Annotated in this window: 16 protein-coding genes; 7 read left to right on the top strand and 9 right to left on the bottom strand. The window is 70.1% G+C overall.

Features of this window, described 5'->3' with window-relative positions:
* Positions 1-81 precede the first annotated feature (81 nt).
* Positions 82-717 carry a DUF1016 N-terminal domain-containing protein gene (locus tag ACFY3V_RS04330; protein WP_362898458.1) on the bottom strand — a complete coding sequence of 212 codons (636 nt, stop codon included), beginning with the start codon at positions 715-717 and terminating at the stop codon, positions 82-84.
* Between the two features lie 109 nt (positions 718-826).
* Positions 827-2,413, bottom strand: a complete 1,587-nt coding sequence (aceB, locus tag ACFY3V_RS04325) for a malate synthase A (RefSeq protein WP_389769840.1) — start codon at positions 2,411-2,413, stop codon at positions 827-829.
* A 257-nt stretch (positions 2,414-2,670) separates the two neighbouring features.
* On the opposite strand from aceB, the gene ACFY3V_RS04320 reads away from it, so the two are divergent.
* Positions 2,671-3,351, top strand: a complete 681-nt coding sequence (locus ACFY3V_RS04320; RefSeq protein WP_350944597.1) for a DUF4097 family beta strand repeat-containing protein — start codon at positions 2,671-2,673, stop codon at positions 3,349-3,351.
* Between the two features lie 251 nt (positions 3,352-3,602).
* Positions 3,603-4,973: a GTPase HflX gene (hflX, locus tag ACFY3V_RS04315; RefSeq protein ID WP_362502212.1), complete on the top strand. Its 1,371-nt coding sequence runs from the start codon at positions 3,603-3,605 to the stop codon at positions 4,971-4,973.
* An 84-nt stretch (positions 4,974-5,057) separates the two neighbouring features.
* Here hflX and ACFY3V_RS04310 read toward each other — a convergent pair whose 3' ends face one another.
* From ACFY3V_RS04310 to ACFY3V_RS04285, 6 genes are read right to left on the bottom strand one after another with little or no spacing between them, the layout of a single operon-like run.
* Positions 5,058-6,650: a SpoIIE family protein phosphatase gene (locus tag ACFY3V_RS04310; protein ID WP_362898453.1), complete on the bottom strand. Its 1,593-nt coding sequence runs from the start codon at positions 6,648-6,650 to the stop codon at positions 5,058-5,060.
* On the bottom strand, positions 6,643-8,322 hold the full coding sequence (locus ACFY3V_RS04305) for an ATP-binding protein (protein WP_362898451.1): 1,680 nt from the start codon (positions 8,320-8,322) through the stop codon (positions 6,643-6,645). Before ACFY3V_RS04305 ends, ACFY3V_RS04310 begins: the two co-directional genes overlap by 8 nt.
* A complete protein-coding gene (locus ACFY3V_RS04300; RefSeq protein WP_362898449.1) occupies positions 8,319-9,329 on the bottom strand; it encodes an ATP-binding protein in 1,011 nt (336 codons plus the stop codon). The genes ACFY3V_RS04305 and ACFY3V_RS04300 overlap by 4 nt, the downstream gene beginning before the upstream one ends.
* A complete protein-coding gene (locus ACFY3V_RS04295; RefSeq protein ID WP_362898447.1) occupies positions 9,317-9,718 on the bottom strand; it encodes an anti-sigma regulatory factor in 402 nt (133 codons plus the stop codon). The genes ACFY3V_RS04300 and ACFY3V_RS04295 overlap by 13 nt, the downstream gene beginning before the upstream one ends.
* Complete coding sequence (locus ACFY3V_RS04290) at positions 9,715-10,095, bottom strand: STAS domain-containing protein (RefSeq protein ID WP_350944590.1); 381 nt, start codon at positions 10,093-10,095, stop codon at positions 9,715-9,717. Before ACFY3V_RS04290 ends, ACFY3V_RS04295 begins: the two co-directional genes overlap by 4 nt.
* Positions 10,095-10,970, bottom strand: a complete 876-nt coding sequence (locus ACFY3V_RS04285) for an STAS domain-containing protein (protein ID WP_350944589.1) — start codon at positions 10,968-10,970, stop codon at positions 10,095-10,097. Before ACFY3V_RS04285 ends, ACFY3V_RS04290 begins: the two co-directional genes overlap by 1 nt.
* A gap of 879 nt (positions 10,971-11,849) precedes the next feature.
* On the opposite strand from ACFY3V_RS04285, the gene hutI reads away from it, so the two are divergent.
* From hutI to holA, 5 genes are all read left to right on the top strand, one after another.
* Positions 11,850-13,058, top strand: a complete 1,209-nt coding sequence (gene hutI / locus ACFY3V_RS04280) for an imidazolonepropionase (protein ID WP_350944587.1) — start codon at positions 11,850-11,852, stop codon at positions 13,056-13,058.
* 108 nt (positions 13,059-13,166) lie between these two features.
* Positions 13,167-14,036 (top strand): DegV family protein, encoded by an 870-nt coding sequence (locus tag ACFY3V_RS04275; RefSeq protein WP_362898444.1) that lies wholly within the window; start codon positions 13,167-13,169, stop codon positions 14,034-14,036.
* A gap of 416 nt (positions 14,037-14,452) precedes the next feature.
* Positions 14,453-15,172, top strand: coding sequence for a helix-hairpin-helix domain-containing protein (locus ACFY3V_RS04270; RefSeq protein ID WP_389769829.1), 720 nt, complete (start codon positions 14,453-14,455; stop codon positions 15,170-15,172).
* A 253-nt stretch (positions 15,173-15,425) separates the two neighbouring features.
* A complete protein-coding gene (locus ACFY3V_RS04265; RefSeq protein WP_389769826.1) occupies positions 15,426-17,888 on the top strand; it encodes a ComEC/Rec2 family competence protein in 2,463 nt (820 codons plus the stop codon).
* 178 nt (positions 17,889-18,066) lie between these two features.
* Entirely contained in the window at positions 18,067-19,038 is a 972-nt protein-coding gene (gene holA / locus ACFY3V_RS04260) for a DNA polymerase III subunit delta (RefSeq protein WP_350944580.1), read from the top strand.
* 121 nt (positions 19,039-19,159) lie between these two features.
* On the opposite strand, the gene rpsT is transcribed toward holA, so the two are convergent.
* Positions 19,160-19,432 carry a 30S ribosomal protein S20 gene (gene rpsT / locus ACFY3V_RS04255; protein WP_362501329.1) on the bottom strand — a complete coding sequence of 91 codons (273 nt, stop codon included), beginning with the start codon at positions 19,430-19,432 and terminating at the stop codon, positions 19,160-19,162.
* Positions 19,433-19,479 lie beyond the last annotated feature (47 nt).

Genomic DNA, 19,479 nt, shown 5'->3' with positions numbered 1-19,479 from the left:
CCTCCTCCGGCGTGCCCGGCGTCCCGGCGCTGTCGCCGGTGCCCGCCGGCCTCCATCGGCCGATCGAGGACGCCGTTCTTGTCATCCTCGTCTCGAATTCTCACTCAGCGCGGCGGCGCCGGCGTTCCTGCCGTGTCTGGGGCCGTCGTCCACGAGGCCGGAGAAGCAGGGCTCTCCGGGCGCCCGCTGCGGGGTACGGCGCTCGGGGGAGGGCGGCGTGCGGACGGGGCCCGGCGGGGAGTGCCGGACGCGCAGGTGGAGCCTTCCTTTGATCATCGTGATCAGGACGCCCCTCGCCCACCCCTCGTCCGCGGTCTTGCGCGCGTAGAACTCCCTGGTCGCCCTGTTGTCGAGCATGTCGAGCAGGACGATGTGATGGCCCCAGGGGATCGGCCGGGTCGTCCTCGGGATGGAGTCCGGCCAGGCGGCCGCGAAGGCCCTCATGTAGAGGAGGTTGGTCCGCGAGTACCCCATCGCCTCGGGGAACGCGCCGCGCAGGTCGGTCGAGAGCCGGGGCACCGCCCTTCTGCCCCAGTCGTCGTCCGGCTGCCGATCGAGGATGTGGCGGCCGATCCGCCAGTACTGCCGGATCAGCTCGGTGTCGGTGGTGAGCAGCGCCACCCGTCCCCTGCTGCCGATGATCTCGCGTTTGACGGCGTCGAGCAGTGCCGCGTACTCGCCCTGGTCGGCTCCTTCGCCGTTCCTGTCATCGCTCATGCACGCAAAGTATCCACTGAGCCCGGCGTCCGCATCCGCCCGCGGGGACCGCCCGGAGTGAGGAATCCCCGCCGGGGGATGAGGATTTCGCACTGTCGGGCTGGTCATGTCACGGCATACGCGCATAGGCCGGGAGGGTAAGGAACTCCGCGAAGTCGTCGTCGAGGGCGACCTCCTTGAACAGGGCGGTGGCCTGACCGTAGCGGGCCTCGTCGTAGCCGGGCTCCGCCTTGATCTTGGCGAGTTCCTCGTCGATGATCCTCTCGACCAGCTCCCTGGTCACCACGGCACCGGTGTCGGCGAGCTCGATGCCGTTGTGGATCCACTGCCAGATCTGGGAACGGGAGATCTCGGCGGTCGCCGCGTCCTCCATCAGGTTGTGGATCGCCACCGCGCCCAGCCCGCCCATCCAGGCGGCCAGGTAGCGCAGCGCCACGTCCACGTTGTTGCGCAGCCCCGCCTCGGTGATGTCGCCGGGGGTCTTGGAGACCGCCAGCAGGTCGGCGGCGGAGACGGAGACGTCCTCGCGCAGGCGGTGGAGCTGGTTCGGCCGGTCCTCCAGGACGGCGTCGAAGACGTCGCGGCAGATCGGCACGAGGTCGGGGTGCGCCACCCACGAGCCGTCGAAACCGTCGCCGGACTCGCGGGTCTTGTCGGCGGTGACCTTCTCCAGGGCGACCTTGTTGACCTCGGGGTCGCGGCGGGAGGGGATGAACGCGGCCATCCCGCCGATGGCGTGGGCCCCGCGCCGGTGGCAGGTGCGGACCAGCAACTCGGTGTAGGCCCGCATGAACGGAGCGGTCATCGTCACGGCGTTGCGCTCGGGCAGCAGGAACTCGCGGCCCCGGGTGCGGAACTTCTTGATCACGCTGAAGAGGTAGTCCCAGCGGCCGGCGTTGAGCCCCGCGGAGTGGTCGCGGAGCTCGTAGAGGATCTCGTCCATCTCGAACGCGGCGGGGTAGGTCTCGATGAGCACCGTCGCCCGGATCGTGCCGTGGGGGATGCCGAGCAGCTCCTGGGCCCTGACGAAGACGTCGTTCCAGAGGCGGGCCTCCAGGTGTGACTCGATCTTCGGCAGGTAGAAGTACGGGCCCCTGCCCTTGGCCATCTGCCGCTGCGCCGAGTGGAAGAGGTAGAGGCCGAAGTCGACGAGGGAGGCGGAGAACGGCCTGTCGTCACAGGTGAGGTGCTTCTCGTTCAGGTGCCATCCGCGGGGCCGGACCACGATGGTGGCGAGCTCGGTGTCCGGTTTGAGGGCGTAGCTCTTCTCCCCGGCGGAGAAGTCCAGGGTCCGATCGAGCGCGTCGCGCAGGTTGAGCTGTCCGTTGATGGTGTTCTCCCAGGTGGGAGCGTTGGCGTCCTCGAAGTCCGCGAGCCACACCTTGGCGCCGGAGTTCAGCGCGTTGATCGTCATCTTCCGGTCGACGGGGCCGGTGATCTCCACGCGGCGGTCCACCAGGCCGGGGGCGGGCGGGGCGACGTGCCACTCGGACTCACGCACGTGCCGGGTCTCGGGCAGGAAGTCGAGGGTGCCTCCCGCCGACAGCTCCGCCTGGCGGGTCTGGCGGGCCTCCAGCAGCTCCAGACGCCGGCCGTCGAACTCGCGCTGGAGGGTGGCCAGGAAGGCCAGTGCCTCCGGCGTGAGGATCTCCTCGAAGCGGTCCTGGAGGGGGCCGCCGATCTCAACGCCGTCCATGGGTCCTCTTTTCCTCGCGGATTTCCATATGGTGGAAAAGTAATTCTGAATTGTGGAATCGACGCTACTTCAGGGCCGGTCACCGGTCAAAGGCAGGGTCCCCCTCAGGGGCTGATCCGGGCGTTCCCCGATGATCTGGGAGGCGGGCTCGGTCAGAGTTGGGTGAGCGCCCTCGGCAGGTCGGCAGAGGGAGAGGACGAACCCGTCGCACGTCGGTTGGGAAGCGAAGGTTTCCCGGAAGGTCGAGGACTGAGCACATGAAGAGGAACATGGTCGTCGCAGGGGCGATCCTGGGGTCGGTGTTCGTGCTCTCGGGGTGCGGCGCACTCGACTTCCGCGACCGGCAGCAGGAGGTCGTCTCCTACGACGTCACCGGCGAGCTGAAGGCCCTGGACGTCGCCACCGGCTCCGGGGACATCGTGGTCGCCGAGTCGGACCGGGAGGCCGTCCGGGTGACCGAGACCATCCACTGGCGTGGCGACAAGCCCACCCTCCGGCACCCGGTGGACGGCGGCACGCTCACCCTGCGCTACGAATGCCGCGGGAACTGCTCGGTCGACTACAAGGTCGAGATCCCGCGGGGCCTCACGGCCAAACTCGACACCGGCTCGGGCACCATCACGATGCGCGGGCTCACCGGGGAGGTCGAGGCCACGAGCGGCTCCGGCGAGATCGAGGCCGGCGCCCTGACCTCCAAGCGGTTCGTCGCCGACACCGGCTCCGGCGACGTCGAGGCGAGGTTCTCCGCCGCGCCCGAGGAGGTGCGGATCGAGACCGGCTCCGGCGACGTGGTCGCCTACCTTCCCAAGGGCGGCTACGACGTCACCACCGACACCGGTTCGGGTCAGGAGACCGTGGAGGTGGTCAGGGACCCCTCCTCACCCCGCAAGGTCACGCTGCGGACCGGCTCGGGCGACGCCTCGGTCCGGCTTCCCTGAGGCCGCGCCTTCGAGCCGTTCCCAGGGCCCCGACCGAGGGGCGTTCACGGCGCGCCGGGACGAGGCGGTGATAACCAGGTGATGACCGGAGGTTCCCGTGGCACCATCAAGGGGAAGAGACCCGGGGTGTCGGGGCGTTCTCTCCTGTGAGAAGAACGCATACGCACCAACCATCTGAATGGAGCGACGACATAGACACTCGTGAGCCGCTGGACATCGACCGATTCGACGACCTGCTCGACAACGGCGAGATGGACCTGGCCGAACGCCAGGCACTCCGCCGGGTGGCGGGCCTCTCCACTGAGCTGGAAGACGTCACCGAGGTCGAATACCGCCAGCTGCGGCTTGAGCGGGTCGTCCTCGTCGGTGTCTGGACCTCCGGTACGTCGACCGACGCGGAAAACTCCCTCCTTGAGCTGAAGCTCCTCGCCGAGACCGCGGGCTCGGAGGTCCTGGAAGGTCTGATCCAGCGCAGGCAGAAGCCCGACACCGCGACCTACATCGGCTCCGGCAAGGCGCAGGAGCTCGCCGACATCGTCTCCGCCACCGGTGCCGACACCGTGGTCTGCGACGGAGAGCTGAGCCCCGGCCAGCTCCGCCAGCTTGAGGAGATCGTCAAGGTCAAGGTCATCGACCGGACCATGTTGATCCTCGACATCTTCGCCCAGCACGCCAAGAGCCGCGAGGGCAAGGCGCAGGTCGAGCTCGCGCAGCTCAACTACCTGCTGCCGCGCCTGCGAGGCTGGGGTGGAAACCTGTCACGCCAGGTCGGCGGTCGCGCCGCGGGCGGCGTCGGCATGGGAGGCCGCGGACCCGGTGAGACCAAGATCGAGCTGGACCGCCGCCGGATCCGCGAGCGGATGGCCAAGCTGCGCCGCCAGATCGGCGAGATGACCACCGCCCGCGTGACCAAGCGCTCGCGGCGCCTGCAGCGCGAGGTTCCCGCCGTGGCCATCGCCGGATACACCAACGCGGGCAAGTCCTCGCTGCTGAACCGGCTGACCGGCGCGGGGGTGCTGGTCGAGGACGCCCTGTTCGCCACGCTCGATCCGACGGTCCGTAAGGCGCACACGCCCGACGGCCGCCTGTTCACGCTCGCCGACACCGTCGGATTCGTCCGGCACCTGCCGCACCAGCTCGTCGAGGCGTTCCGCTCCACGCTGGAGGAGGTCGGCGACGCCGACCTGATCCTGCACGTGGTCGACGGCTCGCACCCCGACCCCGAGTCGCAGCTCGCCGCGGTACGCGAGGTGATCGGCGACATCGAGGGCGCCCGCGACATCCCCGAGATCGTGGTCGTGAACAAGGCCGACGCCGCCGACCCGGTGGTGCTGGCCCAGCTGACCGCGAAGGAGAAGCACACCGTCGTGGTCTCGGCCCGCACCGGCGCCGGACTCGACGAGCTGAGGGCCGTGATCGAGCGGGAGCTGCCCCGCTTCGACCAGGAGGTCAGGCTTCTCGTGCCGTACGAGCGCGGTGACCTGATCTCCAGGGCGCACAAGGAGGGCGAGGTCCTCGGCGTCGAGCACACCGGAGACGGCACGGTGCTGCACGCCAGGGTCCTGCCCGGCCTCTTCGCCGAGCTGGAGAAGACCGCCAAACCGGTCGAGACCGCAGTCTGACCCGCCGGTGCGCCGTACCGTCCTCTTGTGGCGGTACGGCGCATCTAGCACATCCGGACGCGTCCGCCGCCTCCCGGACGTCGTTCAGCGCTTCTCGCGCCGGAACATCACCAGCGCCACGTCGTCCTCCCTGGCGCCGAACCGCTCGATCAGCCGGTCGCAGAAGGCCTCCTGGTCTCCCTCCAGGCTCTCCGCCAGGTGCCGTACGATCTCCAGGCTCTCGTCGAGCAGCTTGTCGCGATCCTCGATGAGCCCGTCGGTGAACAGCAGCACCGAGGCTCCCTCGGGGATGTTCACCCGGTCGACCCGGTAGGTCTCCTCGGCCACCCCAAGCAGGAGGTTGCCCAGAGCGTGGTAGCGGGCGTGGCCGTCGGCGATGACGAGAGGCGGGATGTGCCCCGCGTTCGAGATCTCCATCTCCCCGGTCACCGGATCGATCAGGAACAGGGCGACGGTGGCGGTCATGCCGGGGTGGTAGCGCCGCAGCACGTTGTTGAGCAGCGCCATCGACGCGCCGAGGTCCTGGGCGCCGATGACGGAGGCACGCAGCGCGTGGCGCAACTCCGCCATGACGGTGGCGGCGAGCAGCGAGTGCCCCTGGACGTCGCCGATGGCGATGAGCACCCGGTGGTCCATCCGCAGGACCTCGTAGAAGTCGCCGCCGACCTCGACGTTGTCGACCGCGGGCTGGTACCGCCAGCTGATCGCGATTCCGGGGATCTCGGGGATCCGCGCCGGCAGCAGGCTGCGCTGCAGGGTGAGGGCGATCGCGTGCTCCTCGGCGTACGCCCGCAGCGCGTCCACGGCGAGGGCGAGGGCCTGGCCGAGCTGGCGCAGCACGTTGGACTCGTCGGGGTCGAGCGGCGGCGTCTCCACCACCCCGAGATAGACGGGGGGCCTGCCCAGCTTGGTGCGGCAGATCACCGCCGAGACGGCACCGTCGAGCGTCGCGTCGGGCATCAACTTCATCCACTCGGCGGCCGGCACCGTGAGGACCTGGGTGCCCGCGGCGGCACCCAGGGACATCGCGCTCAGCCTGGGCAGCGTGTCCGGCGCCGCGACCTTGGCCTGGGCGACGTTCTCCGAAGGAGTCGCGGCGAACCTGCGGGTCCGGCCGTCGGGGGGCAGGGCGAGCGCGCCCGCGTGCCGTCCCAGGATCCGTGAGGTTCCCTCGACGGCCGTGGCGAGGAGCTCGTCGAACGTCTCGGCGGAGTTCATGGAGAGCGTGACCTCGGTGAGGGCGGCGAGTCGTCCGGCCATCAGCTCGGCCCGCTGCCGGGCACGGTAGTAGCGCAGCGTGGCCTCGACCGTCGCGGCGAACTCGTCCGGCTCTACCGGCTCCGCCAGGTAGGCGTCCGCCCCGCGTTCGAGCCCCTGTGCCCGGTCGGCGGGGGCGATCGCGGCCCCGGAGATCTGGATGACCGGGATGGAGGATGTCGCCGGATCCGCCTTGATCTGCTCGCAGACCTCGTAGCCGCTGATGTCGGGCAGCCGTACGTCCAGGACGACGAGGTCGGGGAGGAGCTCCCGCACCTTGGCGAGTGCCTCCATGCCGCCGGTGGCCTGCACGACCTGGTGACCCGAGCGCCGCAACCAGCTCGACAGGATGTACAGCTTGGTCGGGGTGTCGTCCACGACCAGTACGGTCGCCTCCTTCCTCGCGGTTTTCCTAGTCATCGACGTGTCCCAGGGCGCTCTCGATCGCCTCCAGCAGGGTGTCGCGGCGGAGGCCGTGCTTGGGGACCATCATGTGCGCCCTCTCGGGGACCTGGCGCGCCGTGGCGACGGTCACGACGATCACCGGCACCTTGCGCAACCGCTCGTCGTCGGACATCCGCAGCATCAGCGCGGTGCCGTCGAGCCGGGGCATCAGCAGGTCCACCAGGGCGACGTCGGGTGGATTCTCCTCCATCATCTCCAGGGCTCTCAGGCCGTCGGAGGCCTCGTCGATGTGGGCGGCGAATCCGGTAAGCATCCGGCGCACGACGGCGCGGAACTCCTCGTCGTCGTCCACGACGAGCAACCGGTCGACCACGGGGGCCCCGTCGTGCCGGTAGGGCAGCCTCAGGGTGGCCGTGGTGCCGGAGCCCGCGACGCTGGTCAGGTGCAGCCCGCCGCCCATTGCCTCGGCCAGCCGACGCGCGTACGGCAGGCCGAGCCCGGTCCCTTTGCTCCGCACCTGGATCGGTCCGGGAACCTGGAAGAACTCCTCGAAGACGCGCTCCAGATACTCCTCGGGCACGCCTATTCCCGTGTCGGTCACGGTGAAGACCAGATCCTGGGTGGTCTCGTCCAGCCTCGCCTCCAGCTTGACCTCACCCTGCTCGGTGAACTTCAGTCCGTTGGTGAGCAGGTTGCGCAGGATCCGGGTGAGCATCACCTCGTCCACCAGCATCTCCACCGGTGCCTGCGAGACCTCCACGGTGAGCCGCACCCCGTCGTGGCCGGTGGTGGGGCGCAACGTCATGCGCAGCCGTTCGGCCAGGGCCGTCAGATCGACCATGGAGGGCTGAGGGTCGAGCCTGCCCGCCTCGGCCTTCGCCATGTCGAGCAACTCGCTCACCAGCGACAGGAGCGTCTCCGCGGAGGAACCGATGAGGTTGATCTGGTGGAGCTGCTCGTCGGCGAGGGGGTCCCCGCCGGGGCCCACCAGGAGGCGGACCAGGCCGATGATCGAGTTGAGGGGGGTGCGCAGCTCGTGGCTGACGGTGGCCCAGAACCTGTTCTTCGCGTCGCTCGCCGCCCGGAGCTGCGCGGACTTCTCGTCCAGCTCCGCGTAGAGCGCCACGACGCCGCGGTTGGTCTCCTCCAACTCCTCCGACAGCTGGTTGTAGAGCGCGAGCACTCCCTGGTTGGTCTCCTGCAGTTCGGTGTTGAGCTGCAGGACCTCCTCCAGGGTCTCGGCGAGCTCGCGGTTCTGCCTGCGCAGCTCGTCGAGGGCCGTCGTGGGCGCGACCGCGGCGAGCTTGGCGCGGATCTCCTCCGCCGAAAATCTCGGCTTGCGGCCCTGCGGGAGCCGTTTGACCATACTTATTCTTCCCTCGGCGGAATCGAGCTCGATGCGGTCGACGAGACGCCCCGCCAGGGTCATGCCGTCGGAAGGACGGAAGTCGGCCTTCGAGAAGTCGATCGCGATGCGCAGGGCGTCCCGCTCCAGCCGGAAGGCGACGAAGGTGTCGCTCCCCGCCTCCACGAGTTCTCTGCCGATCTCGCTCAGCGCGGTGGCCACCCGGATCTGGTCCTGGGTCTCCATCCCGACGTTCTCCGCCACCTCACGGCCCAGCTTGCGCATGGCGAAGACATCCTGGTCGTCCCGGACATGGATCTGGATCAGCTCGTCCCCGGTCATGTGCCCGGCCTGACGGCGACCACGCAGGCGTCGTCCCTGCGGGTCCCGGCCTCACGCAGCAGCGTGCCGGCGACGACGGAGGGAAGGCGTGTGACAAGACCCGGATAGGAGGTGATGTTCCACCGCTCGGACAGACCGTCGGAGTGGAGCAGGACGACGCTGTGCGGTGGCAGGGCGTACTCGTACTGGCGCAGTGTCCTGGCCTTGTGACCGGCGATGCCGGGAACCGAGATCATCCCCTGACGGCCGTCGTTGTGGGCGATCCACGCGGAGACGTTGCCGAGGCCGGCGAAGCTCACCGTGCCGGCGGTGCCGTCGACGCGGGCCACGGCGACCGCGCCGCCCCTGGTGTGGCCGAGACCGGTGTGGATGCGCTCCAGGGCGGTGACCGGAGCGAGGTCGGCGTGCCGCAGGAACAGCCGTGCCGCCTCCTGGGAGGCATGGGCGGCCGCGGGGCCGTGGCCGAGGCCGTCACAGAGCATCACGGTCGTCACGGCGCCCTCATCGGTGATCACGAACGCGTCGCCGCAGACGGTCTCGTCGCCGATCGGGCGGGTGAGGCCGCTCACCCGGCACCGGGGCCGCGGGGCGCCCTGCGCGACGAAGTACATACCGAGCACGGTGCCCCGGCCGGGCATGGAGTGAACCTCGTATCCACTCGCCATCCTGGCGATGCCCCCCAGGCCGATGCCGAGGGTGCCGGTGGTGGAGTAGCCGTCGCGCAGGGCGCGGGAGACGTCCCGCATTCCCGGCCCCTGGTCGATCGCGAGGACCTCCACCGCCGAGTCCAGTTCCAGATGGGGGCGAATCAGCATGACCCCGTTGGTCGCGTGCTTGACCAGGTTCGAGGCGGCCTCGCTCACCGCGACGGCGACCCGTCCGCTGTCCTCCTCGCTGAATCCCCGCGCCTCGGCGAGTGTCACGGCGGTGCGGCGGAGGGCGCCGATCGCGCTGGCGTCCTCGGCCCTTACCCAGTTGTCACGCTGTGAGTGGATCAGCGCGCCCATTTCGTCACCGTGATCAACGTTCCCTCACCGGGAGTCGATTCGAGGTCGAACTCGTCGACCAGGCGACGCGAACCACTGAGGCCGAGCCCCAGGCCTCCGCCGGTGGTCCACCCGTCGGTCAGTGCCTGCTCGATGTCCGAGATGCCGGGGCCGTTGTCGCTGAAGACCATCCGCAGGCCCCGCCGCATGCCCTTGTGGACGACCTCGACCCGTACCTGCCCGCCTCCCGCGTAGACCAGGGCGTTGCGGGCCAGCTCACTGGCCGCGGTCACCACCTTGGTCTGGTCGACCAGGGAGAGGCCCACGTCCACCGCGACGGTCCTGACGTGCTGGCGGACCAGCACGACATCGCCGTTGACGTTGATGGGCAGTTCCTTCGCGGTCGTCACCGGGAGGCCTCGAAGTGCTGGGATTCTTCGATCTGGTTCAGCAGGGCGACGCCCTTCTCGAGGTTGAGCGCCGTGCGTACGCCGCCGAGGGAGAGGCCGAGCTCGACGAGGGTGATCGCCACCGCCGGTCGCATGCCGACGACGATCGTCTCGGCGTCGAGCATGCGGGAGATCGCCGCGATGGTGGCGAGCATCCGGCCGATGAAGGAGTCGACGATCTCCACGGCGGTGATGTCGATGATCACCCCTCGTGCTCCGGTCTCGACGACCTTCTCCGACAGGTCCTCCTGCAGGGCGAGCACGCTCATGTCCTGCAGGTCGATCTGGATGGAGACGATCAGGATGTCGCCGAGTTTGAGGATGGGAACGCGATCCATCAGCCCTCCACCGTCCGCACGGCGATGCGGGACGCCCCGCCCTTGACGAATTTGACGCCGCTCGCCCGCAGCGTGTGGGCCAGCGCGTCGGCGAGGGTGGCCTTGGTCACGATGTCACCGAACTCGATGCCCAGGGTGACGATGGTGTGGGCGATCTGCGGGCGGATACCGGAGATCACGCACTCGGCACCCATCAGCCGGGCCGCCACCACGGTCTTGAGCAGGTGCTGGGCGACCTCGGTGTCGACGGCGGGGACCCCCGTGATGTCGATGACCGCGTGCTCGGAGCCGGTGTCGACGAGCGTCTGGAGCAGCTTCTCCATCACGACCTGGGTCCTGGCGGAGTCGAGCGTGCCGACCAGCGGCACCGCGACGATGCCCTCCCAGAGCTTGACCACCGGGGTGGACAGCTCCAGCAGTTGCTCCGCCTGGTCAATGATGATCTTCTCCCTGGCCGCCGCGTAGCTCTCCATGGTGAAGAGGCCGAGGTCGTCGATTACCCGGGAGAACCAGATGAAACCACGAATGGCCTCGGGGGAACCGTCATCCTCGACGACCTCGTAGAGGGCCTCCTTCAGACCGAAGACCAGGGTCGCGGTCTCGGTCGGGGTGAACCCCTGGCGGGCACGGTCCCGGGAGAGTTCGGAGAGCAGGCCGCGCAGGTCACTGAGGTCTCCGGAGTCCCCGAAGGACTGACGCAGCGCCTGGGAGAGCTCGCGCAACTGATCGGCGAGCTTTCCGCTCTCCGCATGGTCCCCGATGGACGAACGGGCGATCTCAAGCCAGCGCTTGAAGACGCGTGCCTCGTGCTCCTGGAAAAGTTCTTCGATGCGACGCCGACCGGCGTCCGCGTGGACGGACAAGGCAACTCCCATGCGTACGACCTGAAGACAACTCGCACGAAAGGCTACATGGAACGTCCTGCTTACGACCTTTTTTGGGGGTTTGGTGGGCCGCTTGTGGTCAGATCTTCGAGGGAGAGCGACCAGGTTGGACGGCCTGTGCGTTGTATCACATCGCGCGGTCCCGAGAGGTCCTCGGACGTCATCCTGGGGCGTGTGCCCATCGAGGGCGGGGGGCGTGCCCACCGGGAGCGTTGGAGGCGAGGGTGTCGGAGCTCGCGGGTGACCGTGGGATCGCCGTCACGCCGCGGTGCAGGCCCGCGGGCAGGTGGGGCGGGTCGCCGGAAGGGCGCGGTTTGAGTCTTTCGAGTTCCAATCTAGAGTGGTGGCGAACCGCGTTTCAATGGCAGAACTTGCGCCCGACGGCCTGCGGTGGCTGCACTGTGAGAGTGCGAAAACGTACAAAAGCCTCAAAAGTTGCAGTGGTCGCCCAAGGTTTAGATTGCTACCATAAGGCAAATCTAGCGAGATGTTATGACGCAAGTTGCTCTGGTGACTACTGTTACGAGCGATGAAGAAGTAGTCTGAGCTGTGGAAAGTTGTTCGACGCCACGCGTGACCGTCGAGCCGGCGGGTGAGGTGCGGTCGCGGAGGGGCGGCGTTCTTCCCAATTAGCCTGTACAGCGGGCCGACTTGTGAAATAACGTAACTGAACTGAAATCGCCCGATCATGATCCCGGCGATACTGTCGCCGCACAACAGACACGCGGATGAGAGCAGGAGACCCCCGATGCCGTCCGGACTCACAGCGGGCTCGAAGGGTGCGGTGCTCGGCGCCGCGCGGAGCGGCCCGCCCCGTCCGGGTGCGGTCCTCCTCCAGGTGTCTTCCCCTGAACACAAGGCGGTGATGCGATGACGGTCCGCCTCCTGACCAACATCGGCCGGCTCTGGACCGGAAACGACGTGTTCAGCAACGCGGCGATTCTCGTCCACAACGACCGGATCGCCTGGGTCGGTCGCGCCGCGGATCTTCCGCAGAGCGTGCCCGGTGTCGTCGACGACATCGTCGACGTCGACCACGTCGAGAACCTGGGCGGCGCGCTGGTCACCCCCGGTCTGATCGACGCGCACACCCACCCGGTCTACGCGGGAAACCGCTACGCCGAGATGGCGATGCGCTCCAGCGGTTCCACCCCCTCCGCGATCACCGCGGCGGGCGGCGGCATCGGCTCCACCGTGACGGTCACCCGAGGCACCGACCCCTGGACGCTCTGCAACGGCGTCCGTGAGCGACTCCGTGAATGGCTGCTCAGCGGCACCACCACCATCGAGGCCAAGACCGGCTATCACCTCACCCGTGACGGTGAGCTGGCCGACGTGCGGCTCCTGCGCGAGCTGGAGAAAGAGCCGATGATGCCGCGGGTCCACGTGACCTTCATGGCCGCGCACGTCGTCCCGCCCGAATACTTCGGCCGCCAGCGCGACTACGTCGAGGCGGTGGGTTCCTGGTGCGCCGACGCCGCCGCGGCGGGAGCCGACGGTGTCGACGTCTACTGCGACGAGGGCCACTTCACCGCGGAGGAGGCCCGCTGGGTCCTCGCCTCCGGGCGCAACGTCGGCCTGCTGCCGCGCGTGCACGCCGGCGCCTACAGCCGACGCGGCGCCGTTCAGCTCGCCGCCGAACTCGGTTGCGCCTCCGCCGACCTGCTCCACCACACCACCGACGAGGACATCGCGATCCTGGCCCGCTACGGTGTCCCCGCCGTGGTCTGCCCCGGGACCGCCCTCCAGCGTGGCAGCCTGCCCCCGGTCCGCCGGATGCTCGCCCAGGGGGTCACCGTGGCTCTCGGCAGTGACCACAATCCGGGCCACTGCGGCATCACCTCGATGTCCCTGGTCATCAGCCTCGCCGTCGCGGCCTTCGGCATGAGTGTCGGCGACGCCCTCCGAGCCGCCACCCTCGGTGGCGCCACGGTCCTCGGCGCTCCCGACCGCGGTGTCCTCGCTCCCGGACGCCTGGCCGACATCGTCCAGTGGGACGCCGACCACGAGGGCGCCTTCGCCTGGTCCTTCGGCCTCAAGCCTCGCCGGGTCTGGCGCGGCGGCACCCCCGTCCAGTAGAGCCCTCCCTCCTCCGGCGGGTCCGCACTCGAAACCCTCACCCGCCGGGTCCCTCCTGGGCATCGACCCCGTCTCCTTCGCGTGATCTCCTCCACGTAGCCTCTGGACATGCCCGCACCGGTCGCCGTCATCACGGACTCCACCGCCTACCTCCCGCAGGAGGAGGTCTCCCGCCTGGGAGTCGTCGTGGTGCCCCTCCAGGTGGTCGTCGGCGGCAGGTCGTTCGACGACATGGCGTGGACCGACGGCGCGGGCGGCGAGGACGTGCTGGGGGAACGAGGCCGGGTGACGACCTCCAGGCCCGCCCCACGACGTTTCACCGATGTCTACCGCGAAGCGGCGGCCCGGGGCGCGAGCGGTATCGTCTCCGTCCACCTGTCGGCGGAGTTGTCCGGTACGGTCGAGGCCGCCCGCGCGGGAGCCGAGGACTCTCCCGTTCCCGTCGACGTCGTCGACAGCAGGTCCATCGCCATGGGTCTCGGATTCCCCGTCCTCGCGGCCGCGAGCGCCGCCGCGCGGGGCGCGCCCCGGACAGAGGTGGCGGACGTCGCCCGTCGCCGGGCGGAGTCGGCCCGCAGCCTCTTCTACGTCGACACCCTGGAGCATCTCCGCAGGGGAGGCCGGATCGGCGCCGCGGAGACCCTCCTCGGCTCGGCGCTGATGATCAAACCGATCCTGCACATATCCGGCGGGATGATCGTCCCGTTGGAGAAGGTCCGTACGGCGAGTCGTGCCATCTCCCGCCTCGAAGACCTCGCGGTCGAGGCCGCGGGCACGGGCCCGGTGGAGATCGCCGTCCAGCATCTCGGCGCACGGTCCCGCGCGGAAGCCCTGGCCGCACGCCTGCAGGGACGTATTTCCGCACTCACCGAGGTCGTCGTCGTCGAGGTCGGCTCGGTCATCGGCGCCCATGTCGGCCCCGGCATGCTGGGCATCACCGTCTCCTCTCGTGAGCCTCTGACGTCTTCGGGGCCCTGACGTCTCCGATTCGGAGCCGACGTCTCCGAATTCGTGACAGCGACAGCGGGGACACACGGGACACCCGCGGATGTCTCGCGCCCGTGACTCTCTGCGCTCGCACCTCTCTGCGCTCGCAGGTCTCCGGGCCTTCGGTGTCCCACACGCCGATCAGATGACCGGCGTCCACCCCCTCTGTCGCGCGATCTTCCGGTTATCCACAGAACCAGATTCGGTGAAAGTTCGCTCGCCGCCGCCACCGTAACGTCCTGCGGGTGCGGACCACAGGCCAGAACATCGAGCGGTTCCGAGCCGAGTCGCGGCTGAGGATCCTGACGGGGTGCGAATCATCCGCCCCCGACCCCCTGCTCTCGCCACGCCGTCCGGGCGGCATACCGCGCCGGGGCCGGCACGCTCGGCCCGGCGTTCATGACGGGATGGAGGATGTCGTCCACGACAGCCCCGCCTCGCGCTTGCGTTCGGCACCGATCCCCCCGTCCTTCGAGGCGCTTCGCAAGGTCGTGGCCATCCAGAGCCCCGCGCTCGTGCCCGGCCGTCCCGGGCCGCGTCTCCTGCTGCTTGTCGCCCTGATCGCCCTCGTCATGGGAGGCGTGTACGCCTGGCGGTCCCAACCGGAGCCCGAGCCCCTGGCACCACCTGTGCCGGTCTCCGGGCCACCGCTGTCGGCGCCCGCCATCGCTCCACGTCGGCAGTCCGCGCCGCTCACCGGACTCACCGTTCACGTGACGGGTAAGGTCCGGCGTCCCGGAGTGCTCACGTTGCCGGACGGTTCCCGGGTCGCCGACGCGGTCAAGGCAGCCGGGGGCATCCGTGGGGCGGCCGCCACGGGATCCCTCAACCTCGCGCGCAGGCTCGTCGACGGCGAACAGATCGTCGTCGGACCCTCCGGCGCGGCCGTCGTCGCGGCGGCGCCCAACCCGGTGAATCCCGTGGATCCCGCCACCGCCGTCGTCGACCTCAACACGGCCACCCCCGAGCAGCTTGAGCGGTTACCGGGCGTTGGTGAGGTGCTCGCCCGGCGCATCGCCGAATATCGCGACGCCCACGGTGGTTTCCGCACCGTCGAGGAGCTTCGCGACGTGAGCGGGATAGGCGACCGTAAGTACGCCGAGATGCGCGACAAGGTCCGTGTCTGACGCGCCGACGGCGAGGGAGGTCGTGACACGGCTCGTCACGGTCATCACGGCAGCCGGCTCCGGTGGCCCTCCTCGCCGCGATGTCGCCGCTCTTCGGAGTCTCGGGGGAGCGTGCGGACCGGAGGAGTCCATCGGCTCCGGCGGTCCCCGATGGTCCGCCGACCCCGGTCATTCCCGAGGTGCGGCAGGCTCGGGCGGGCAGGGAGGCCCGGAGGGTTCCGGCAAGGGGAGGCGCGCACATGCCGCTCAGCTGGTGCTGCCGGCGGCGGCCTCATGGATCACCGCCCTCGTCCTGCTGGGCTGCTCGGCTGTGACCGGTGCCGTGACGGCCGGTCTCATGGCCGCAGGTGCCCTGGCGATGGCCGTCCTGACCCGGCCACCGGGAGTGGCGGGCCGACGAAACGCGATGATCGCGGTCCTTGGGTGCGCGGCCGCGGTGGCGGGATCGGTGGCCTTCCGGGTGCACGCGGTCGGTACGGGGCCGGTCGCCGAGCTCGCGGGAGGAAACGCCCTGGCGGTGGCCGAGGTGGTGGTGACCGACGACCCGCGGGAGACGGGCAGGAGGGGAGGGCCTTCCCTCCGGGAGAGCTTCGTGGTGCCCGCCAGGGTCGAGTCGGTCGGTACGGGAGCGGGCAGGGTGGTGCTGCGGGCTCCGGTGGTGCTGTTCGTCTCGGGCGCCGAGTGGCGCTTCCTGCTGCCCAGCCAGCGAGTGGAGGTCACCGGTCGCTTCGGCCGGGCCGGCCCCGGAGAGTTGCTCGCGGCGGTGGTGCTGGTCAGAGGGGCACCGCGAGTGTTGAGCGGGCCGTCCTGGGAGCAGCGCGCGGCCGGGGCACTCAGGTCGGGATTGCGGGAGGCGGCCGACGTGTTGCCTCCGGCGCAGCGCGGACTGCTGCCCGGCCTGGTGGTCGGTGACGTGTCCCGGATGGACGAGCAGGTCAAGGCCGACTTCAAGGCGGCAGGCCTCAGCCATCTGCTCGCGGTCTCCGGCGCGAACCTCGCCGTCGTGGCGGGGGCGGCGGTCGCGCTGGCCAGAATGGCCGGGCTGCCCCTCGCGGCGCGGGCGGTGCTGGCGATGTCGGCCATGGTCGCCTTCGCGGTCGTCGCCCGGCCCTCGCCGAGCGTGCTCAGGGCACTCCTGATGGGTGGAGTCGCCGCCCTCGCCCTCGGCACGGGCCGCTCGCGTGACGGTGTCGCCGCCCTGTCGGTGACGGTCCTGGGGTTGATCTTCTTCGTTCCCGGTCTCGCGCGTTCCTACGGTTTCGCCCTGTCGGTCGCGGCCACCGCGGGCATCCTGGTCCTCGCTCCCGGCTGGCGCGACCGGCTCTCGGCCCGCATGCCCCGATGGCTCGCGGAGGCGACCGCGGTGGCCGCCGCGGCTCAGGCCGCTGTGACCCCCGTCCTGGTCCTGATGTCGGGGCAGCTCGCGCCGGTGGCGATTCCCGCCAACCTGCTCGCGGGACCGGCCGTCGCCCCCGCCACCCTGCTCGGCTTCGTGGTGGCCTTGATCGCCCCGCTGCACATGGGGCTCGCCCAGTTGCTGGTCCGGCCGGCGGGGCTGGCCACCGGATGGATCATCGAGGTGGCCGCGCACGCCGCCGGACTCCCGCTGGGCGTGATCCCGTGGCCGGGCGGCGTCACCGGCCTGCTCCTGCTGGCCGCCGCCGTCCCGCTCGCGGTGCTGGTGCTGCGACACCGGCGGTCACGCCTGATCGCCCTCGCGGCACTGGCCGGGCTGGTTCTCGCCGTGACGGTGGCCGTGCCGATCGTGGCACGCTGGCCGCCTCGCGGATGGTTGCTCCTGGCCTGTGACGTCGGTCAGGGAGACGCGTTGCTCGTCGCGGCGGGACCGGGGCGGGCCGTGGTGGTGGACGCGGGCCCCGACCCGGTGCGGATGGACCGCTGCCTGCGCTCCATGGGGATCAAAGAGGTGCCGCTGGTCATTCTCACCCATCCGCATCTCGACCATGTGGGAGGGCTCGACGGGGTCTTTCGCGGACGCGTCGTGGGGGCGGTGGTGGTGACCCCACACGATGCCGGAGGGCACGAGGGGAGGAGGCTGAGCGACGCCCTCGCCCGTCGCCATGTGGTCGAGTGGGCGGCGAGGCCCGGTGTGAGCTGGTGTTTCGGGCCTTCCGAACTCACCGTCATCGGCCCGGCGGCCGAAGCGCCCCCGCCCGGCGCGGGGGAGGGGGCGGCCGTCAACAACGCGAGCGTTGTGGTGCACGTCCGCTGGGCCGCGGGGGCGGCCCTGCTCAGCGGCGACATCGAGACCGAGGCCCAGGCGGAGTTGCTCCGGCGCGGTCTGCCGTCCGCCGAGATCCTCAAGGTTCCGCACCACGGATCGGGCAGGCACGACCCGGGCTTCCTCGCCGCCTCCGGTGTCCGCGCCGCTCTGATCAGCGTGGGGGCGGACAACGGCTACGGCCACCCCGCCCCGTCGACCCTGGCCGCGCTGCGCCGACTCGGCGCCCGCGTCTACCGAACGGATCTGTCGGGAGACCTCGCCGTGGTGGTCCGCGAGGGGGCTCTGGCCGTCATCGCGAGGGGGGCGGAGACTCGTTCGCGGGCGGCTCGGGGCGTCCGGGCCGAGGTGGGCAGGCTTCCGGGTCCGGTCGCGCCGGTGCGGATCAGTTCCCGCTCCCGGCCTGGCGGCGGAACTCGGTGTCCACATCGGCGGCGTAGACCGACCGGCTGCAGCGCGCGCAACGGTACATGATCGGGCCCTCGTCGAGGGATGTTCCGCAGCGAGGGCAGGCGTGCCGGCGAATGGTGGAGTTTGTCATGGTTCTCACCTCCTCTGGTGTTTCCCAGGGTGCCCGGTGGCACCTGCATTTCGATTGCGAACGGCTTGCCGACGGCCCAGCCGGTCACCGGGACGTGGCATGCTGCTCGACATGGCGGCAATCGATCCGGCACCTGTGATCCTCATCCTCGGCGACGAGGAACTCCTGGCCGACCGCGCGGTGAGCGAGGTGACCTCGGCGGCGAAGGCGGCCGATCCGACCGCCGAGGTGCACGACCTCCCCGGCTCGAAGATGGAGCTCGGGGAGCTCACCCGCATGACGTCGCCCTCGCTGTTCGGCGAGAGGTCCGTGGTGGTCGTCCGCTCGGCCCAGGACCTCGGCAAGGACGTCATCGCCGAGGTCGTCTCCTACGCGGCACACCCGGCGGACGAGACCGTGCTCGTCCTCGTCCATCCGGGAGGAGTGAAGGGCAAGGCCCTGGTCGACGGGGTCAAGAAGGCCGGTGCCCAGGTGGTCTCCGTCACCAAGGTGACCAAACCGGCCGAGCGTCTCGCGTTCGTCAAGGCGGAGCTGAAGCGGGCCGGGCGCACCATCGGGGCCGACGCCGCCTCCGCCCTCCTCGACGCCGTGGGCAACGACCTGCGCGAGCTGGCCGCCGCGTGCAGCCAGCTCGCCTTCGACACCCCCGGCAAGACGATCGACGAGGCCGCCGTCGCGCGCTACCACCGGGGCAGGGCCGAGGTGAGCGGTTTCACCGTGGCGGACTCGGCGGTCGAGGGGCGGCTGGGCGATGCCCTGGAGCAGCTGCGCTGGGCGCTCTCGACCGGTACGGCCCCGGTCCTGCTGGTGAGCGCGCTCGCCGGGGGCCTGCGCTCGCTGGCCAAGGTGGGAGGCGCTCCCCGCAATCTCCGGGGTGGTCAGCTCGCCAGCCATCTCGGCATGCCGCCCTGGAAGATCGACCGGGTCCAGCGGCAGCTGAACGGCTGGGGGCCCGAAGGGCTCGCCCGTGCCATCCAGGCGGCCGCCACAGCCGATGCGCAGGTGAAGGGCGGCGGGGCCGACCCCGCGTACGCGCTGGAGCACATGGTCCAGACCGTGGTCGCCAGTCGCACGGGGCGTTAGGCGGATACGGGGGAGAGGAGCCCCTCACGGGACCGCCGGGAACCGAAGCCGCCGGGGCGGGACGGCGGGAAACGCAGAAACGCCGCATCCCAAAGGGATGCGGCGTTCGCGGAACCTGGGACTACTTGGCGGCCGACAGGGCGGCGGTGCGCTGGGCGATCGCCGACTTGCGGTTGGCGGCCTGGTTCTTGTGGATCACGCCCTTGCTGGCAGCCTTGTCCAGCTGGCGGGAGGCGGCGCGCTGCAGCGCGACAGCCTCTTCGACGTTACCCTGGTCGGCGGCCTCGCGGAACTTGCGGATGGCCGTCTTCAGGGAAGACTTGACAGCCTTGTTGCGCAGCCGGGCCTTCTCGTTCTGCCGGTTGCGCTTGATCTGGGACTTGATGTTCGCCACGAAGAAGCCTCGGTGAATGTCGTTGGATGGGGCGCGCGGGCAGAGAG

This window comes from Streptosporangium sp. NPDC000095 (genome assembly GCF_042899335.1).
Taxonomy (GTDB): domain Bacteria; phylum Actinomycetota; class Actinomycetes; order Streptosporangiales; family Streptosporangiaceae; genus Streptosporangium.
The sequence above is the reverse complement of the archived record's forward strand: the minus strand, read 5'-3'. Positions and strand labels throughout refer to the sequence as shown.

Excerpts from the sequence above, each read along its gene's own strand:
- ACFY3V_RS04330 (WP_362898458.1), bottom strand. The coding sequence starts at position 717 with ATGAGCGATGACAGGAACGGCGAAGGAGCCGACCAGGGCGAGTACGCG.
- aceB (WP_389769840.1), bottom strand. The coding sequence starts at position 2,413 with ATGGACGGCGTTGAGATCGGCGGCCCCCTCCAGGACCGCTTCGAGGAG.
- ACFY3V_RS04320 (WP_350944597.1), top strand. The coding sequence starts at position 2,671 with ATGAAGAGGAACATGGTCGTCGCAGGGGCGATCCTGGGGTCGGTGTTC.
- hflX (WP_362502212.1), top strand. The coding sequence starts at position 3,603 with ATGGACCTGGCCGAACGCCAGGCACTCCGCCGGGTGGCGGGCCTCTCC.
- ACFY3V_RS04310 (WP_362898453.1), bottom strand. The coding sequence starts at position 6,650 with ATGACTAGGAAAACCGCGAGGAAGGAGGCGACCGTACTGGTCGTGGAC.
- ACFY3V_RS04305 (WP_362898451.1), bottom strand. The coding sequence starts at position 8,322 with ATGACCGGGGACGAGCTGATCCAGATCCATGTCCGGGACGACCAGGAT.
- ACFY3V_RS04300 (WP_362898449.1), bottom strand. The coding sequence starts at position 9,329 with ATGGGCGCGCTGATCCACTCACAGCGTGACAACTGGGTAAGGGCCGAG.
- ACFY3V_RS04290 (WP_350944590.1), bottom strand. The coding sequence starts at position 10,095 with ATGGATCGCGTTCCCATCCTCAAACTCGGCGACATCCTGATCGTCTCC.
- ACFY3V_RS04285 (WP_350944589.1), bottom strand. The coding sequence starts at position 10,970 with ATGGGAGTTGCCTTGTCCGTCCACGCGGACGCCGGTCGGCGTCGCATC.
- hutI (WP_350944587.1), top strand. The coding sequence starts at position 11,850 with ATGACGGTCCGCCTCCTGACCAACATCGGCCGGCTCTGGACCGGAAAC.
- ACFY3V_RS04275 (WP_362898444.1), top strand. The coding sequence starts at position 13,167 with ATGCCCGCACCGGTCGCCGTCATCACGGACTCCACCGCCTACCTCCCG.
- ACFY3V_RS04270 (WP_389769829.1), top strand. The coding sequence starts at position 14,453 with ATGGAGGATGTCGTCCACGACAGCCCCGCCTCGCGCTTGCGTTCGGCA.
- holA (WP_350944580.1), top strand. The coding sequence starts at position 18,067 with ATGGCGGCAATCGATCCGGCACCTGTGATCCTCATCCTCGGCGACGAG.